This is a genomic window from Flavobacterium anhuiense (assembly GCF_004151235.1).
In the GTDB taxonomy this organism is placed as follows: domain Bacteria; phylum Bacteroidota; class Bacteroidia; order Flavobacteriales; family Flavobacteriaceae; genus Flavobacterium; species Flavobacterium anhuiense_A.
On the sequence record NZ_JUIV01000008.1, the window covers coordinates 26,381 to 43,538 of the forward strand.

Consider the following 17,158-nt stretch of genomic DNA (forward strand, 5'->3'; position numbering starts at 1 on the left):
TAACAATTCTTACTAAATATTCTTGCGGAACTTTTGTTAAACATAAGTTAAGATAAAAAAAGGACAACCTTGCGAGTTGTCCTTTTACTTATTTAGAAATACAAAATGTATTCTGAATTATTTGATTTTAGCAACAATAGCGTTGAAAGTTTCGCTTGGACGCATTGCTTTGCTTACCAATTCTGGAGTTGGCTGGTAGTAACCTCCAATGTTTTGAGGTTTACCTTGAGCACCAATTAATTCTGCATCGATTTTAGCTTCGTTAGCTTCAAATTCAGCAGCAATTGGAGTAAAGATGGCTTTCAATTCAGCATCTTTAGTTTGAGCAGCCAAAGCCTGAGCCCAGTAGAATGCTAAATAGAAGTGAGAGCCTCTATTGTCAATCTGACCCACTTTACGAGCTGGAGATTTATCGTTTGCTAAGAATTTATCGTTTGCTTGATCTAAAGTCTCAGATAAAACAATTGCTTTAGAATTGTCTAAAGTTTGTCCTAAATGCTCTAAAGAAGCACCAAGAGCTAAAAACTCTCCTAGAGAATCCCAACGTAGGTATCCTTCTTCTGTAAATTGCTCAACGTGTTTAGGAGCAGAACCTCCAGCACCAGTTTCGAACAATCCTCCACCGTTCATTAAAGGAACGATAGAAAGCATTTTTGCAGAGGTTCCCAGTTCTAAGATTGGGAATAAATCTGTTAAGTAATCACGTAATACGTTTCCAGTTACAGAAATAGTATCTAAACCTTTGATGATTCTGTCTAAAGTAAATTCAGTAGCAGCAACTGGGTTTAAAATACGGATATCTAAGTTTGTAGTATCGTAGTCTTTAAGGTATTTTTGAACTTTTACGATCAATTCTCTATCGTGCGCTCTGTTTTCGTCTAACCAGAAAACAGCAGGAGTACTAGATAAACGAGCTCTATTTACGGCCAATTTAACCCAGTCTTGAATCGGAGCATCTTTTGCTTGACACATTCTGAAAATGTCATTAGCTTCAACGTTTTGCTCCATTAAAACAGTTCCGTTTGTATCAACCACACGAACAACACCATCGCCTTTAATTTGGAAAGTTTTGTCGTGAGATCCGTATTCTTCAGCTTTTTGAGCCATTAATCCAACGTTAGGAACACTTCCCATTGTTTTTGGATCAAAAGCACCATGTTTTTTACAGAAATCGATCGTTGCAGTATAAACACCAGCATAAGAACGGTCTGGAATAACTGCGAATGTATCTTGCTGTTTTCCTTCTTTGTTCCACATTTGTCCAGAAGTACGGATCATTGCTGGCATAGAAGCATCAACAATTACGTCTGAAGGAACGTGTAAGTTTGTAATTCCTTTATCAGAATTTACCATTGCTAAAGCTGGCCCGTTTGCGATTGCTTGATCGATAGCCGCTTCAACTTCTGCTTGCTCAGGTCTTCCAGCTATTTTAGCGTAGATATCACCTAAACCGTTTCTTGTATCAACGTTTAATTCAGCGAATAAAGAAGCGTATTTTTTGAAAACATCTGCAAAATATACTTCAACGATAGCGCCAAAGATAATTGGATCAGAAACTTTCATCATAGTAGCTTTTAAGTGTACAGAAAGTAATACTCCTGCAGCTTTAGCTTCAGCAATTACGTCAGCAGCAAAAGCTTTTAATTTGTTTACACTTAAAACAGAGCTGTCAATGATTTCTCCAGCTTTTAATGGAGTACTTGCTTTAAGAACAGTTGTGGTTCCGTCTTTAGCAACAAATTCGATTTTTACATCATTAGCTTCGTTTACAGTCAATGATTTTTCACTTCCGTAGAAATCACCGCCTGACATAGAAGCTACCTTAGTTTTTGAGTCAGCAGACCAAGCACCCATTGAGTGTGGATTTGCTTTTGCAAAGTTTTTAACGGCTCTTGGAGCTCTACGGTCAGAGTTTCCTTCACGTAAAACTGGGTTTACAGCAGAGCCTAATACTTTTGCATATTTTGCTTTAATTTCCTTTTCAGCATCGTTTTGCGGATCTTCTGGGAAATTTGGTACGTTGTATCCGTGTGATTGTAATTCAGCAATTGCCGCTTTTAATTGCGGTACAGATGCTGAGATATTTGGTAATTTAATAATGTTAGCTTCTGGCTGAGTTGCTAATTGGCCAAGTTCTGCCAATGCATCTCCAGTTTTTTGAGCATCTGTCAAAGAATCTGGGAAGTTTGATAAAATTCTTCCTGCCAGCGAAATATCTCTGGTTTCGATTTCAATTCCAGCTGTTGCTGTAAAAGCTTGAACAATTGGTAAAAGAGAGTAAGTTGCCAATAAAGGCGCCTCATCAGTTAAGGTGTAAAAAATTTTTGATTTTGTCATTTTCTTTTTTTTTTATAATCGTATCGTCAGGAGTTAACGATGTAAAAGATATATTCGGCTCAAAATGAGCGGAGCAAATATAATAAAATCACAACGAAAACGGTTGAGTTTTGAAGAGAAAAGATGAAATTAACAGATTGTTATTTCGAGCTCGTTAAATTGCTAAATCGATGATTTTGGTATTAAAAAATTACGGTTTTGTTAGTGTTGAAAATAGAACATAAAAAAAACTCGTTTCAAAGAGTATGAAACGAGTTTTTTATAACATTTTGATAAATGATTATCTTCTTTTATCTTTAATCTTAGCTTTTTTACCAGTAAGTTGTCTGAAGTAGAAAATTCTAGCTCTACGTACAGCACCTTTCTTGTTAACTTCGATTTTTTGTAAAGCTGGTAAGTTTACTGGGAAGATACGCTCTACACCAACAGATCCAGACATTTTACGGATAGTAAAAGTTTCTGTAACACCAGAACCTCTTCTTTGAATAACAACTCCTTTAAAAAACTGAGTTCTTGTTTTTTCACCCTCTTTAATTTCGTAGAAAACAGTGATTGTGTCTCCAGCTCCGAAATCTGGGAAATCTTTTTTAGCAACGAATTCGTCTTGAACGAATTTTAATAAATCTGCCATGATAATTTAAATTATGGTTTTTATATTAGAGCAACATTCACGGATTTCGCCAGAGGTTGGTCAAATTCGGGTGCAAATGTAAAAAATAATTATAAATTATGAATTATAAATTGTAAATTATTTTTTAAAACTTAATTTAATCCTAAGAAGCTAGTAGTTAGCTACATAATGAGTTTGGCTAATTTAATTTTTCGCTTTACAGACTTAATGTTTTTATCTGTTTTTTTCTTTACATCGGTATACTTTTCAATCCCTAAAGAAGACGATAAGGTTTTGTCTCTTTTATCAAATAATTGGTCAATTTGACTGTCTCGCTCTGTTTTTGACAATTTTTTTTTATCTAAATTCGCTATTCCTGAAACAAGATCAGAGTTGGCTTGATTATATGCGCTCTTTTGTTTGGTATCTAATGTAACTCCCGATGTTTGATTTAAAGCAGCAGTTAGTGTTTTTTTGCTAAAAGCTTGTCCGTAACTTGCAGATGAAATTAAAAACGCAAGGCATAAAGTCAGTTTTAAGATAATTTCTTTCATAGTTTTACTTTTAAATTAATTATTTTTTTAATTAATTGTTTTTCAGTTGTTTAAAAATATGAAAAAAAGTCAAATCTTACAAAAATTATTCTTCTAGTAGGTCAGGTCTTCTGTTTTTGGTATGCTCATAAGCAGCATCTTCTCGCCATTTGTCAATTTTAGCAGCATGACCGCTTGTTAGAACTTCAGGAACTTTCCATCCTTTATAATCTGCGGGTCTTGTATAGATTGGACCTGATAATAAGTTGTCTTGAAAACTGTCTGTTAAAGCTGAGGTTTCGTCACTTAAAACGCCAGGTATTAATCGAATTAAAGCATCAGATAAAACTAAAGCACCTAATTCTCCGCCTGATAAAACGTAATCTCCAATAGAAATTTCTTTTGTGATAAAATGATCTCTAACTCTTTGGTCTACACCTTTATAATGTCCGCATAAAATGATAATGTTTTCGTACATTGACATTTTATTGGCCATTTTTTGATTTAAAGTTTCACCGTCAGGAGACATATAAATTACTTCATCATATTCGCGTTGGCTTTTCAAATGTGTAATGCAATCATCAATAGGCTGAATTGTCATTACCATTCCGGCGCCTCCGCCAAAAGGATAATCATCTACACTTTTCTGTCTGTTTGTGCTGTAATCACGAAGGTTGTGAAAATGCACTTCGACCAAACCTTTATCAATGGCGCGTTTCATAATTGATGCCTCAAACGGACTTCTTAATAATTCAGGTAAAAGAGTAATAATATCAATTCGCATTTTCTGTTGAATAATTTTCTTGTCAGCAAAGATACAAAGTTAATATTTGTCAATTTCTAAAGATTCGTCTGTTAATTATTTCAATATATAAGATTTATCCTAATTAAATATAATGATTTGATGAAAATTAATGTAATGTTATGATTTTTGAAGGGTTATTTTGTTGGAATTCAGTTAAGTTTGCTACAACTTAAATCAAAAAAGTAAAGTACCAACTTATGAAAAAAACTTTGTTTTTAATGGCATTTTTTACATTGATGAGTTCCTGTTCTAATGCAAATAAAGTCCATGATAAATGGATAGGTGAATCCAAGCAGAAACTTATAAAAAACTGGGGATCTCCTGTTAGAATATTTACAGATGATCAAGGTAATGAGGTGTTTCTTTATGCAGATCAGGTTTTTACTGATAACGATGGCTCTGGTATTGCAGGTCCCTATTATTGGAAATACAATTATATATATGTAAATAAGGAAGGAAAAGTTTTTTCGTGGCACAATGAAAAACAAAAGTTTCCACCTCAAGAAGTTGATTCAGAAAAAGTTATAGGTTTGAATATTCAGAAGGCAAAATAAATTCACTTTATTTTTTTAGGGGAGATTTATATCTCTAAATAAATAGTATTTTTAAGTGTCCATTTAAAAGTACTATTTATCCTAATTTAATGACTCTATCAAAAATAAAAATCCTTGCCATATCGGGCAGTACCAGAAATAATTCTAGCAGCTTCAAAATTCTGAAATACATTTCAAATTACTTAAAACCTGAATTTGAGGTGGAAATTTTTGAAGATTTAGAACGCCTTCCTCATTTTAATCCAGATTTAGATACAGATAATCCTCCACAAGAAATCATTTCATTTAGAAATAAAATTATAAGTGCCGATGGAGTTATCATTTGCACTCCCGAATATGTGTTCAGTCTTCCTGGAAGTTTGAAAAATGCTTTGGAATGGTGTGTTTCGACAACCATTTTTTCAAACAAAAAAACAGGTCTTATCACAGCTTCGGCTTCAGGTGAAATGGGGCATGAACAGCTAATGTTATTAATGAAAACACTCGAAGCTAAATTTGATGAAACAGCACAGCTTTTAATTCAAGGCGTACGCGCAAAAGTGAATGCTGAGGGAGAAATCGTTTCAGAAGAAACAGCAAATGCACTTCAAAACTTTGCGAAAAACTTTGCGAATCAATTTTTATAATATATTTACTTTCTGAAATTTAAATCATTAAAATGATTAGTAGAAGAAACTTTATCGTAACCACAGGTCTTGCCGCAACTGCAGTTTTGGCTTCACCATCATTTGCACTTACTATGAATAAAAAAGAAATAGGTTTACAGCTGTATACACTTCGTGATGAACTTCCTAAAGATGTAAAAGGAACTTTAGAAAAAGTGGCTAAGGCAGGTTATACAACTGTTGAGACATACGGTTTTTCAATCAAAGATCAGTTTTGGGGATTAAGTCCTCAAGAATTAAAAAAGATTTTAGATGATAATGGACTTAAAGCCGTTAGCGGACATTATAATCTGGGAAGCTTTTTATATGACGGAAATACTGAAGAATTAATTGCTGCAATTGAGGCTGCAAAAGTTCTTAAAAATGAATTTCTGACTGTTCCATGGATTGATGAGCCTTTTAGGAGAAATATTGAAGATTATAAAAAGATTGCTTCTCGAGTAAATGAAGCCGCAAAAATGTGCAAAAAATCAGGCTTGAAACTGGCTTATCACAATCATGATTTTGAGTTTAAGAAATATGATGGCGTTACAGGTTACGAAATTCTATTAAAGGAAACTGATAAAGATTTGGTGTATTTCGAGCTAGATTTATACTGGGTAGTGCATTCAGGAAATGATCCTTTGAAACTATTTAAAGAAAATCCAAGCCGTTTCAAAATGTGGCATGTGAAAGATAAGGATAAAAATAATAACGATTTGAATACTGAAGTTGGTTCTGGAACAATTGATTTTAAACCTTTCTTCGCAGCAGCAAAACAATCAGAAATGGTTCATTTTTTTGTAGAACAGGAAAATAATTTTGCATCAAATTCTTTTGAATCTATCAAATCGAGCTGTGATTTTATTTCGAAGAATTTAATCTAATTCGTCTTTATGAAGAAGCTTCTTTTGCTGGTATTTGTAATTCTTTGTTCATGTCAATCCGATAAAAAAGAAAAGACAAATTTAAAGATGCAATCGATTCCGCAGAAAATTTTACCACCCGCGCCTTATTTTGTAAATATTAAAGCAAATGATGTTAAACTTGGGAAACCGGCATATGGAGATTGGTTGTTTTCTCATAAAGAAAACGGACAAAGTTTCGAGCAATTTGTGAGAACTAAACACGTTGTTCCAACCAAAGAAGAAAATATTATTTATCTGCAGCCTATAGGAAAGTTCAATTCAATGCAGATAAAACAAATTGAATTAGTTCGTCAATATTTGCAAATATTTTTTCAATTGGAAACTAAGGTTTTAGAAAATGTTTCAAATGATATTATTCCGAATCGTGCTAGACGAATTGGAGATGTTGGGCAAGAACAGTTTTTAGCGGGATATATTTTAACCGATGTTTTAAAAGAAGAAAATCCGAATAAAAGAATTGCTTTGATGGCAATAACTGAAAAAGATTTGTATCCAAAACCCGAATGGAATTATGTTTTTGGATTGGCTTCTTATAGAGATAAAATCGCAGTAAGTTCTATTTACAGAATGCAAAAAGAAGCCGATTTTAATTTAGGGTTAGAACGATTGCTGAAAATTTGTTCTCACGAAATAGGGCATATGTTTGGTCTGCATCATTGTATTGAAGCCAGGTGCGTTATGAATGGAACCAATAGTATGATAGAAACAGATTCGCATTCTATTAGATTGTGTTCTCTTTGTCAAAGAAAATTAAATTCGGGATTTAATTATGATAATTTAAAGAGATTAAAAGAGCTTGAAGCGTTCTTTCAAAAGAATAATCTAGATGAAGGATTGGCATTGATGAAAAAAGACTTTGAAAAAATTAAAAATAAATAGAAATGAGTACTAGCAAAGAATTTATAAAAGGCGACGAAATAGAGTGGGAAGTAGTCGGTGAAGGAATCAAACGCAAGATTTTGGCTTTTGACGAAAGAGTAATGTTGGTAAACGTACATTTTGAGAAAGGTGGAATCGGTACTTTGCACGACCATTATCATTCTCAAGTTACTTACATCGCAAGCGGAAAATTTGATGTAACAATCAGCGGTGTAACACAGACATTAAAAGAAGGCGATAGTTTTTATATTCCACCACATGCTAAACACGGTGTTGTTTGTTTAGAAACAGGTATGCTTACAGATGTTTTTAGCCCTGCAAGAGAAGACTTTTTAAACTATTAATATGTTTACTGGAGAAATAAACTTATTAAGGATCTTAGTTTAAATGAACTTATATCACTTATATGGTTTAAAAAAAAACTTAAAATTTATACTTTTTTTAAAGTTTTCCTAAAGATTAGAGTGGTATTTTTGCAGCATGAATTTATCTAAAACTAATGTACTGTTTATGGCAGTTTGCACAGGTCTTATAGTTGCAAATCTTTATTACTGCCAGCCTTTGATTGTTTTAATTGCTAACGAATTTAAAATTCCTGAAGCCAGCGCCGGAACTATAACTTACTTAACTCAGGCGGGTTATGCTATCGGGTTATTTTTTATGGTGCCTCTTGGCGATAAAATAGAAAGAAAAAGGCAAATTTTGATGACTACTTTTGCAACTGTAATTGCTTTGTTGATTGCAGCAACTGCCAAAAGTTTTCTTGTTTTACAAATTGCTTCCCTGTTAATCGGAATCACTTCGATTGTACCACAGCTTATTTTGCCATTGGCCGCTTCGTTGAGCGCGCCTGAGCAAAGAGGGAAAGTTGTCGGAACTATCATGAGCGGACTTTTGGTCGGAATTTTGCTTTCGCGAACATTAAGCGGATTCATTGGTCAAGTTTTGGGTTGGAGATCTATGTTTTATATCGCAGCCGGAATTTGTCTTCTGATCTTTTTTGTCATTCAAAGCAAGTTTCCGCAGAACAAACCGCAATTTCAAGGAACTTATGGTCAGTTAATTAAATCTTTATTCACGCTTATAAAAACACAACCTGTTTTGCGTGAAGCAACTGCAATCAATGTTTTCAGTTTTGCTCAATTTGGAGCGTTCTGGACCACAATGGTTTTATTGCTTTCTGGAGAACCATTCCATTTTAATAGCGCCACAATTGGATTGTTCGGAATTGTTGGAGCTTCTGGAGCTTTAGCTGCACCTTTAGTTGGAAGACTGGGAGATAAAGGAAATTCAAGAATTGCAGTGGGTTATGGCTGTTTATTGGTTTTAATCAGTTTCATAACGTTCTATTTTGCTATAGAAAGCGTAATCGGAATTGCAATTGGAATTGTGTTTATCGATATTGGAATTCAGGGTGTTCATATTTCAAATCAGACAAGAGTTTATTCGTTATTGCCCGAAGCAAGAAATAGATTAAATACCGTATTTATGTCGCTGACATTTTTAGGAACAGCGGCAGGATCTGCTTACGGATTATTATTATGGAAATTTGGCGGATGGCCAGCTGTAACCATTGGCTGTATGGTCCTATCTTTATTATCATTGACGATTTACGGACTTACTTATAAATCAAAATCTAAAAAAGCGAAAGCGCAAATTGATTAAGAAATTAATTTGTAAATTTGCGTTCAAATTAAAAATAACAACATGGAAAACGGAATATACGCTAAATTCAATACTAGCAAAGGTTCAATTTTAGTAAAATTGACACACGATTTGACACCAGGAACTGTAGGTAACTTTGTTGCTCTTGCAGAAGGAAATATGGAAAATAAAGTAAAGCCTCAAGGACAAAAATTCTATGACGGATTAACTTTCCACAGGGTAATTGCAGATTTCATGATTCAGGGAGGTTGTCCAAAAGGAACTGGAACTGGAGATCCAGGTTACAAATTTGATGATGAATTTCACCCAAGTTTAAAACACGATCGTCCAGGAGTTTTGTCTATGGCAAATTCTGGTCCAGGAAGTAATGGTTCTCAGTTCTTTATTACTCACGTTCCAACTCCATGGTTAGACAATAAACACAGTGTTTTTGGACACGTTGTTGAAGGACAAGATGTTGTTGATGCTGTTGCTCAAGGTGACAATTTGGAGTCTGTTGAAATTATTAGAGTAGGTGAAGAAGCTCAAAAATGGAATGCAATTGAAGCTTTCATTGGTTTAAAAGGTGCTCGTATGAAACGTGAAGCAGCTTTGAAAGCAGAATCTGAAGCAAAAATGGAACAATTGGCTGCTGGTTTTGATAAAACAGAAAGCGGTTTACGTTATAAGATGATTCAAAAAGGAGACGGTAAAAAAGCTGAAGCTGGAAAAACAGTTTCTGTTCACTACGAAGGATCTTTAGATAACGGAAAAGTGTTTGATTCTTCTTACCCACGTAAAAAACCAATCGAATTCAAATTAGGAATTGGACAAGTTATTGAAGGATGGGACGAAGGTATTGCTTTATTGCAAGTGGGTGACAAAGCTCGTTTTGTAATTCCATCTGATTTAGCTTACGGTCCTTCTGGTGCTGGAGGAGTTATCCCGCCAAACGCTGTTTTAATTTTCGACGTTGAATTAATGGACGTAAAATAAGAGTTTGCAAGCAATTTAGTATTGTTTTAAATTATAATCCCATATGTTGTAGCATATGGGATTTTTTTATTTTTACTATAAAAACTAAGACAATGAAAAATTTTTTAATCCTAGCAGGACTTGCGTTATTTGTAGTTTCTTGCGGAACTCAAAAAACAACTGCAGTTGCAGCAACTCCTGCTGAAGCTCCAAAAACGGTTGCTTTAACACCTGAATTAGAAGCAGGCAAAAATTTGTATGATAATAATTGCGCAAAATGCCACAAATTATACGAACCTAAAAAATTCACAAAAGAAGAATGGACGCCGATTTTGGTAAGAATGGGTAAAAAAGCAAAATTAGACGAAACTCAAATGGCTTCAATTACAAATTATATTGATTCGCAATTGTAATCTGAATCTGAGAAACAAGCATAAAAAAACTGTTCAATCGAACAGTTTTTTTATTTTCAAATAGATATAAAAAAACACCGTCACAGAATGAGGTGTTTTGAAGCTTAAGAATGATGTACCGCCGAATTATCTACAGCAATTACCTTTAAAGTTTTGATTCCGGCAGGCAATTCCCAATCTACTTCATCATTTTCTTTAAAACCAATTATAGCAACGCTTAAAGGTGCTAGAATTGATATTTTAGATTGTTTTACGTCTGCTGCAGAAGGTAAAACGATTTGAATTTTCATTTGTTTTTTGGCTTTTACATCTTCAATTGTTACAATAGAATTAATTCTTATAACTGAGTCTAGTTCGCTTTCTTTACTAATTACAGCGCGATCTAATTCTTGCGAAAGCTGATTGGCTTCTTTAGTATTTGTTGAGTTTTTACTTTTTAAAATCAATTCTCTTAAAAATTGATAATCTGATTTACAGAATGTGGGTGTTGGTTTCATATCTATATTGAATTTATTGTTATAAAATTTAAATGGTTTATTCTTCTTTCGAATATTTACAAACACAAGATTTCTTGGTCCTAAAAATGGCAACGAATCAAAAATGCTTAATCTGGAAAAACAAAAAAATATCTGATCAAAAATGATTTTGTCAAATAAGGAAATGTTTAAGCTGATGTAAATCCTCCGTCAAAAGAAGAAAAAAGTGAAGTAGACGGAGGCCTAATTAATAAAGGCCTTATTATGCGAAATAATTACAGCAGGAATCGGTTTTGCTATGCAAAACGCTTTCGTAGAGGCTGTATATGATATTATATTTCCCACAAGGATTTGTTAAATTGAACCGCAAAGATACGTAATCTTTTTGAATTTAGTGAGGTTTTACTTCCATTTAATGCCACAACCCAAACTTGGTTTCTGCGGTTCTTTTAAACTTCGGTTGTAAATTAAGGCATCGATTGCGCCTCTCAAATCGCTTCCGCTAAGAGGAATTCCGTTGCCTGGTCTTGAATCGTCTAGTTGTCCACGATAAAATAATCTGTCTTGATTATCAAACAAATAGAAGTCTGGCGTGCAAGCTGCTTGATAAGCTTTAGCGGTTTCCTGACTTTCATCATACAGATATGGAAAATCAATTTTGTTTTCCAGTGCAAATTCGCTCATTAATTCTGGAGAATCCTGTGGATATTTTACAACATCATTACTAGAAATAGCAATTATCCCTAATCCCTGAACACGATAATCATTTGCAATCATTACAATTTCGCTTATAACATGATGTACAAAAGGACAATGGTTGCAGATAAACATAACCAAAGTACCTTTAGAGCCCTTTAAATCTTCAAAAGAAAAAGTATTGTTCGAGTTGGTATCCTTTAAATAAAAATCAGGAGCAATCGTTCCTAATGGAAGCATTGTTGATTCGGTACGTGCCATTTTATTCGAAATTTGATTCTCAAAAATAGTTTTAAAAATCTGTAAATAAAAGAGCACAAGAATAAAAAATACCCAAAGAAAGCAGTTAGCTTGTTCGGCTTGCTTCTTTGGATACTTTTTGGGGTTTTTATGAATTCAAGAATTCCAGTAAATCTTCGTTTAGTTTTTCTCTATTAGTATAAAAAAGACCATGAGGAGCTCCTTCATATTCAATATAAGTGTTGTTTGCTATAGATTTTGCGGCTTTTCTAGAAGTGAGATCAATAGGTACAATTTTATCATCGTCACCGTGAATAATTAGAGTTGGAACTTTTATAAAATCCAACTCGTCTCTAAAATCAGTATACGAAAATGATTCGGCACATTTTAAAGTAGCTCTTGGAGAAGCCACAGAACATAAGTTTCTATAGTATTCTAATAATGGAGTGCTGAGTGGTTTGTTTATAATATTAACTCCAAAAAATGTTTTCCCGAAATTATCTACAAAACCAATTCTATCTTCTTTTATTGCTGCTACTGTATTTTCACTTTTCTCTTTTGGATGCCCATCTGGATTATCGTGAGTTTTTAAAAGAAATGGAATGATGGACGAAATCAAAGCTGCTTTGGTAACGCCTTTTCCGCCGTGACGGCTAAAATAACGAACTACTTCGCCACCGCCCATAGAAAAGCCTACAAGAGTTACATTTTCTAATTCCAATTGTTCGATAATTTCTTTAAGATCATCTGCCAAAGTATCATAATCGTAACCGTCCCACGGTTGAGAAGATTTTCCAAATCCGCGTCGGTCATAGGCAATTACGCGATAATTGTTTTGGACCAAATGATCAATCTGATATTCCCACATTTCGTTAGAAAGAGGCCAGCCATGAATTAGGATTACAGGTTTCCCTTGACCATAATCTTTCACATAAAGCCTTACGTTTTGAGCGGTTTCTATATATTTATCGGTGTGAACCTGTTTTAGATTAGATTCAAAATCTTTAATTGACATGCATGCATTTGGTTCAGTATGTTCCATGTTATATCTTTTTACGTGAGTATTTTCGTTTTTCTTCACGTAAAGTTAGATTTAAGGAAAAGAAACAGGTTATAGAATTAGGTGCATTAATTACAAAATTTATAGGTTTGTAAATAATACAATTTAAAAATGGATTTAACCTGGAATGAATTTGAGCGCACCGATATGCGCGTAGGGACTATTATAGAAGTAAACGATTTTCCTGAAGCTAGAAAGCCTGCCTTTCAGCTGACAATTGATTTTGGTTCAGAAATCGGAATTAGAAAATCATCGGCACAAATCACGAAACGATATCAGAAAGAAGATTTGGTAAATCGTCAGATTGTTGCAGTTGTGAATTTCCCAAAGAAACAAATTGGGAAATTTATGAGTGAATGTCTTGTTTTAGGAGCGGTAGGCGAGGAAGGAGATGTGATTTTATTAGCTCCAGATTTTAGAATACCAAATGGATTAAGAATTGGATAGTTTTTTTAGTTTTCAGTCGCAGTCGCAGTGCTCAGTTTTGGACTGTTTACTGAGACTGCGACTGAACACTTAACCAATTTTTTCAATAAACTGTTTAAGAATCAATTGTCCTTCTTCCCAATACTTTAAATCAGAATCGGAGTTGATGTGACCTTTCTGACCGATATTTACAAAATCACTTCCCCATTTTTCGGCGAAGAGTTTTTTTCTTTCAAAAGAAGCATAAGGATCATTTTCGCTCGCAACGACTACAGACGGAAAAGGCAATTTATACAGCGGAATCGGCGAAAAATTTCTTATAGATTTTGGTGTGTGCTGAGGTGAATCAACATCAGCGGGAGCGACTAAAAAAGCGCCAATAATATTTGGATTATTATATTTTTCTGCCCAATGCAAAACCAACGAAACAGCTAGACTGTGTGCTACTAAAATAGTGGGTTTTTTAAGTTTAGAAATATTTTCGTTTAATCTTTCAAGCCATTCTTCGCGAATTGGTTCATCCCAATTATCTTGTACAACACGAATTGAGTTTTCGAATTTTTTATGCCAAAAGGTTTGCCAGTGTTTTTCTCCAGAATCTCCAAGTCCTGGTATAATTAATAGTTGTGTCTCCATTGCCGTGGAATTTTTATTTAGTGATTATTTTTTACGTTCTTTTAAAATTCGGTTTACTTCATTAACCAAAAGCGGAAAACCAGGTTCTGTCATTCCGTGGCCGTAACCGTCCAATTCGTATAATTTAGTTTGCGTATGCCCAACTAGTTTCATCATTCTGGCCATGTATGCGTTTTCTTCATAACGCCCAAGCATTTCTAGTTCGCGATCTCCAGTAATTAATAGCATTGGCGGAGCGTCGGCACGAACATGATATAAAGGAGCAAATTGGTCAATTGTTGGTTGTTTTTCAGGTATTCCGTTTTCTCTTCTAATTTCGAAATGTGTAATGCATTGCCCGCTAAACGGAATAAGTCCTGCAATTTGGTTGGCGTCAATGTTTTCTTTTTGAAGATATTTTTTATCTAAGCCAATCATCATTGCCAAATATCCTCCTGCAGAATGTCCAGAAACAAAAATCTGAGATTTATCGCCACCATAATTCGAAATAGTATTAAAAGCCCAAGCAACAGCTGCAGCAGCATCTTCAATCGCTTTTTCGGCTTTTGCTTTTGGAGACAATCTATAATTTACCCCAATAATTGCAAAGCCTTTGTTTTTTAAAGCTTCTGGGATTTCTTTGTTTCCGCCAGTCAATCCGCCGCCGTGAAACCATACGATTGTGGCAAATCCAGTTTTGTTTTTAGGGTAATAAATATCCAACACACATCTTTCGTTGATATATTTATCAGACTTATTTACAGCTGCACTATAATATTGGATATTATTTTTCGTTTCATATTCTATATTCTGGGCAGATAACGAAATTCCGTAAAGGAAGAAGCTTAGGAGAATAATTAATTTTTTCATTAGAAGTAAAGTGTAATTTGTAAAATTGTTAGAAGTAAAAGCTGCATGAATCGTACGTCTCACATTTTACAATTCACATCTTAAAACATAAATATATAAAAAAAGTCCAAAATGCAGAACAAATTGGACTCCTACTTATGTAGATGATTTTGGATTAAATATCGTCAAAATCAATATCTGTAAAACTAGATCTTTGGCTTTCAGTCTTTTCAGAGCTGTATTCTTTTTTAAAATCTTTTTGGTGTCTTTCAGAAATTACTTCTTCGCCTTTGTGGTTTAAAACATAAGAAGTCATTTCTTCTAATATTTCGGAGAAAGCACTAAAATCTTCTTTGTATAAATAGATTTTGTGTTTTTTGAAGTGAAAAGAACCATCTTCTTCAGTAAATTTTTTGCTTTCTGTAATCGTGATATAATAATCATCGGCTTTGGTAGCTCTCACATCAAAGAAATAAGTTCTTCTTCCTGCGCGTAATACTTTAGAAAAAATCTCTTCTTTTTCTAACATGTCATTTTCTCTCATAATACGTTCTATCATTTTTGGAATTAATAGTACTCAAAAATCATAAAAAATTATCTATTACGCAACAATTAAAGTAATTCTTTTTCCGAAAGTTGTTTTAAATATAACGATGCGTAATATCCTTCTTGATTTATTAATTGATTATGAGAACCTTGTTGAATTATCTTACCATCTTCGAGAATAATAATTTTGTCTGCATTCTTGGCAGATGATACTCGATGGCTCACAATTATAGTTGTTTTGTCTTTAGAAATTTCGAATAAATTATTCAAAATCATTTCTTCGGTTTCGGTATCCACAGCAGACAAACAATCGTCAAAAAGTAAAATTGCAGGGTTTTTAATAATGGCTCTTGCAATAGAAACACGTTGTTTTTGTCCACCAGAAAGTGTAATTCCTCTTTCTCCTAAAACGGTGTCGTACTGTTTATTAAATGCAATAATATTGTCGTGAACAACTGCATTTTTAGCCGCTTTGATTACTTCTTCATCAGTTGCGTTTTGATTTCCGAATTTGATATTGTTTTTAATCGTATCAGAAAATAAGAAAGCGTCTTGGGGCACGATTCCGATATTATTGCGAAGATCATTTAAGTTTAAAGTGCTGATTTCGTTTTCGTCAATTTTCACTTCTCCTTCGGTTACATCATACAATCTTGAAATCAAAGAAAGAATAGTCGATTTTCCAGAACCTGTTTTTCCTAAGATTGCCAATGTTTCTCCTTTTTTTACTGTAAAAGAAACATTTTTCAAAGCTTCAATATTAGTATCCTGATAGGTGAAAGAAACATTTTCAAAAGAGATATTTCCTTGGATTTCTGAAGTGTTTTCATTGTTGTTTTTGATTTCTGGTTCAATTTTCAAAAATTCATTTAGACGTTTCTGAGAAGCCTCCGCTTCTTGAACCATAGAAGAAACCCATCCTAAAGAAGCAACGGGCCAAGTCAGCATGTTTACATATAATATGAACTCTGCGATTGTTCCGATATTTGGAATACTTCCGTTGATGTACATGACACCTCCAAAATAAATTACAACCAAATTACTGATTCCAATAAGTGCAATCATTAAAGGGCCGAATAATGATTGAACTCTTGCTAAACTTAAGCTTTTGCGTTTGCTTTCTTCGGCAAGATCAACCATATTATTTTGATGCTGATTTTCTAAAGAATACGCTTTTATAACTCGAATGCCTGAAAATATTTCCTGTGTAAAACTAGAAACTTTAGAAAGATATTGTTGGAATGTAGTGCTACGTTTATTGATTTCTGAGCTTAACTTGAAAATACAATAAGAAAGAATTGGTAACGGCAATATAGTATATAAGGTAAGCAGCGGCGATACATTATACATATATAATATAACGATGGCAAAACGGATAGCTGTATTTATAGTATACATTACGGCTGGCCCAACATACATACGAACTTTTGAAACGTCTTCGCTGATACGGTTCATTAAGTCTCCAGTTCTATTTTGTTTGTAGAAATTTTGTGAAAGATTTTCGTATTGTCTAAAAACTTCATTTTTTAAGTCAAACTCAATATGGCGCGACATTACAATTAAAGTCTGGCGCATTAAAAAGGTTAAAAATCCAGCAACAATCGTAGTTCCTATGATAAGTAGCACATTATGAATGAGATCCTGACGAAAAGTAGCGATTACAATTTCTGATTTTTGATCTGCAGCAGAGAGTTTGTCAAAATTCTCAATAGCGTTTAAAGACTTGCTAATGAGCTTTGGAGTAAATAGAGAAAATATTTGTGCGATTATGGTGATTAAAATTCCAAGCGAAAAACTGTATTTATATTTGATGAAATATTTGTTTAAATAGCTTAATTCTTTCATTTTTTTAAGAAATATGATATTGAATTGATTTAGATTTAAGAATTATTATTAAATAAAATTATAATAATTTGCGATTTAATCA

At 33.7% G+C, this 17,158-nt stretch carries 20 protein-coding genes; 9 read left to right on the forward strand and 11 right to left on the reverse strand.

Going from position 1 to position 17,158, the window contains the following annotated elements; genetic code table 11:
* Positions 1-117: 117 nt before the first annotated feature.
* From NU08_RS11555 to trmD, 4 genes are all read right to left on the reverse strand, one after another.
* Positions 118-2,337: an NADP-dependent isocitrate dehydrogenase gene (locus NU08_RS11555; RefSeq protein ID WP_129747250.1), complete on the reverse strand. Its 2,220-nt coding sequence runs from the start codon at positions 2,335-2,337 to the stop codon at positions 118-120.
* 280 nt (positions 2,338-2,617) lie between these two features.
* A complete protein-coding gene (rplS, locus tag NU08_RS11560; RefSeq protein ID WP_008462155.1) occupies positions 2,618-2,968 on the reverse strand; it encodes a 50S ribosomal protein L19 in 351 nt (116 codons plus the stop codon).
* 161 nt (positions 2,969-3,129) lie between these two features.
* Positions 3,130-3,501 carry a hypothetical protein gene (locus NU08_RS11565; protein ID WP_129747251.1) on the reverse strand — a complete coding sequence of 124 codons (372 nt, stop codon included), beginning with the start codon at positions 3,499-3,501 and terminating at the stop codon, positions 3,130-3,132.
* Between the two features lie 85 nt (positions 3,502-3,586).
* Positions 3,587-4,264: a tRNA (guanosine(37)-N1)-methyltransferase TrmD gene (gene trmD / locus NU08_RS11570; RefSeq protein WP_129747252.1), complete on the reverse strand. Its 678-nt coding sequence runs from the start codon at positions 4,262-4,264 to the stop codon at positions 3,587-3,589.
* Positions 4,265-4,482: 218 nt separating this feature from the next.
* On the opposite strand from trmD, the gene NU08_RS11575 reads away from it, so the two are divergent.
* The 8 genes from NU08_RS11575 to NU08_RS11610 all read left to right on the forward strand — a co-directional run bounded on the left by NU08_RS11575 (position 4,483) and on the right by NU08_RS11610 (position 10,323).
* A complete protein-coding gene (locus tag NU08_RS11575; RefSeq protein ID WP_129747253.1) occupies positions 4,483-4,839 on the forward strand; it encodes a hypothetical protein in 357 nt (118 codons plus the stop codon).
* An 89-nt stretch (positions 4,840-4,928) separates the two neighbouring features.
* Positions 4,929-5,465 (forward strand): NADPH-dependent FMN reductase, encoded by a 537-nt coding sequence (locus NU08_RS11580; RefSeq protein ID WP_129747254.1) that lies wholly within the window; start codon positions 4,929-4,931, stop codon positions 5,463-5,465.
* A gap of 32 nt (positions 5,466-5,497) precedes the next feature.
* Positions 5,498-6,370, forward strand: coding sequence for a sugar phosphate isomerase/epimerase family protein (locus NU08_RS11585; protein WP_129747255.1), 873 nt, complete (start codon positions 5,498-5,500; stop codon positions 6,368-6,370).
* A 9-nt stretch (positions 6,371-6,379) separates the two neighbouring features.
* Positions 6,380-7,291: an archaemetzincin family Zn-dependent metalloprotease gene (locus NU08_RS11590; protein ID WP_129747256.1), complete on the forward strand. Its 912-nt coding sequence runs from the start codon at positions 6,380-6,382 to the stop codon at positions 7,289-7,291.
* Positions 7,292-7,293: 2 nt separating this feature from the next.
* Positions 7,294-7,635, forward strand: a complete 342-nt coding sequence (locus NU08_RS11595) for a cupin domain-containing protein (RefSeq protein WP_129747257.1) — start codon at positions 7,294-7,296, stop codon at positions 7,633-7,635.
* A gap of 166 nt (positions 7,636-7,801) precedes the next feature.
* Positions 7,802-8,956 carry an MFS transporter gene (locus tag NU08_RS11600; protein WP_242502539.1) on the forward strand — a complete coding sequence of 385 codons (1,155 nt, stop codon included), beginning with the start codon at positions 7,802-7,804 and terminating at the stop codon, positions 8,954-8,956.
* Between the two features lie 42 nt (positions 8,957-8,998).
* Entirely contained in the window at positions 8,999-9,931 is a 933-nt protein-coding gene (locus NU08_RS11605) for a peptidylprolyl isomerase (protein ID WP_129747259.1), read from the forward strand.
* Positions 9,932-10,023: 92 nt separating this feature from the next.
* Positions 10,024-10,323, forward strand: a complete 300-nt coding sequence (locus tag NU08_RS11610; protein WP_129747260.1) for a cytochrome c — start codon at positions 10,024-10,026, stop codon at positions 10,321-10,323.
* A gap of 104 nt (positions 10,324-10,427) precedes the next feature.
* On the opposite strand, the gene NU08_RS11615 is transcribed toward NU08_RS11610, so the two are convergent.
* From NU08_RS11615 to NU08_RS11625, 3 genes are all read right to left on the reverse strand, one after another.
* Positions 10,428-10,820 (reverse strand): GreA/GreB family elongation factor, encoded by a 393-nt coding sequence (locus NU08_RS11615; protein ID WP_008462169.1) that lies wholly within the window; start codon positions 10,818-10,820, stop codon positions 10,428-10,430.
* Between the two features lie 381 nt (positions 10,821-11,201).
* Positions 11,202-11,756 carry a thioredoxin family protein gene (locus tag NU08_RS11620; protein WP_129747261.1) on the reverse strand — a complete coding sequence of 185 codons (555 nt, stop codon included), beginning with the start codon at positions 11,754-11,756 and terminating at the stop codon, positions 11,202-11,204.
* Positions 11,757-11,883: 127 nt separating this feature from the next.
* Positions 11,884-12,777 (reverse strand): alpha/beta fold hydrolase, encoded by an 894-nt coding sequence (locus tag NU08_RS11625; protein ID WP_129747392.1) that lies wholly within the window; start codon positions 12,775-12,777, stop codon positions 11,884-11,886.
* Between the two features lie 129 nt (positions 12,778-12,906).
* Between NU08_RS11625 and NU08_RS11630 the strand changes: the two genes are divergently transcribed.
* Complete coding sequence (locus NU08_RS11630) at positions 12,907-13,242, forward strand: tRNA-binding protein (RefSeq protein WP_129747262.1); 336 nt, start codon at positions 12,907-12,909, stop codon at positions 13,240-13,242.
* A gap of 69 nt (positions 13,243-13,311) precedes the next feature.
* On the opposite strand, the gene NU08_RS11635 is transcribed toward NU08_RS11630, so the two are convergent.
* The 4 genes from NU08_RS11635 to NU08_RS11650 form a co-directional block, all read right to left on the reverse strand.
* On the reverse strand, positions 13,312-13,857 hold the full coding sequence (locus NU08_RS11635) for an RBBP9/YdeN family alpha/beta hydrolase (protein ID WP_129747263.1): 546 nt from the start codon (positions 13,855-13,857) through the stop codon (positions 13,312-13,314).
* Between the two features lie 24 nt (positions 13,858-13,881).
* A complete protein-coding gene (locus NU08_RS11640) occupies positions 13,882-14,706 on the reverse strand; it encodes an alpha/beta hydrolase (protein ID WP_129747264.1) in 825 nt (274 codons plus the stop codon).
* Between the two features lie 154 nt (positions 14,707-14,860).
* The gene (locus NU08_RS11645) at positions 14,861-15,229 is read right to left on the reverse strand and encodes a PUR family DNA/RNA-binding protein (protein WP_008462177.1); all 369 of its coding nucleotides are present in this window, start codon (positions 15,227-15,229) and stop codon (positions 14,861-14,863) included.
* 68 nt (positions 15,230-15,297) lie between these two features.
* Complete coding sequence (locus tag NU08_RS11650) at positions 15,298-17,076, reverse strand: ABC transporter ATP-binding protein (protein WP_129747265.1); 1,779 nt, start codon at positions 17,074-17,076, stop codon at positions 15,298-15,300.
* Positions 17,077-17,158 lie beyond the last annotated feature (82 nt).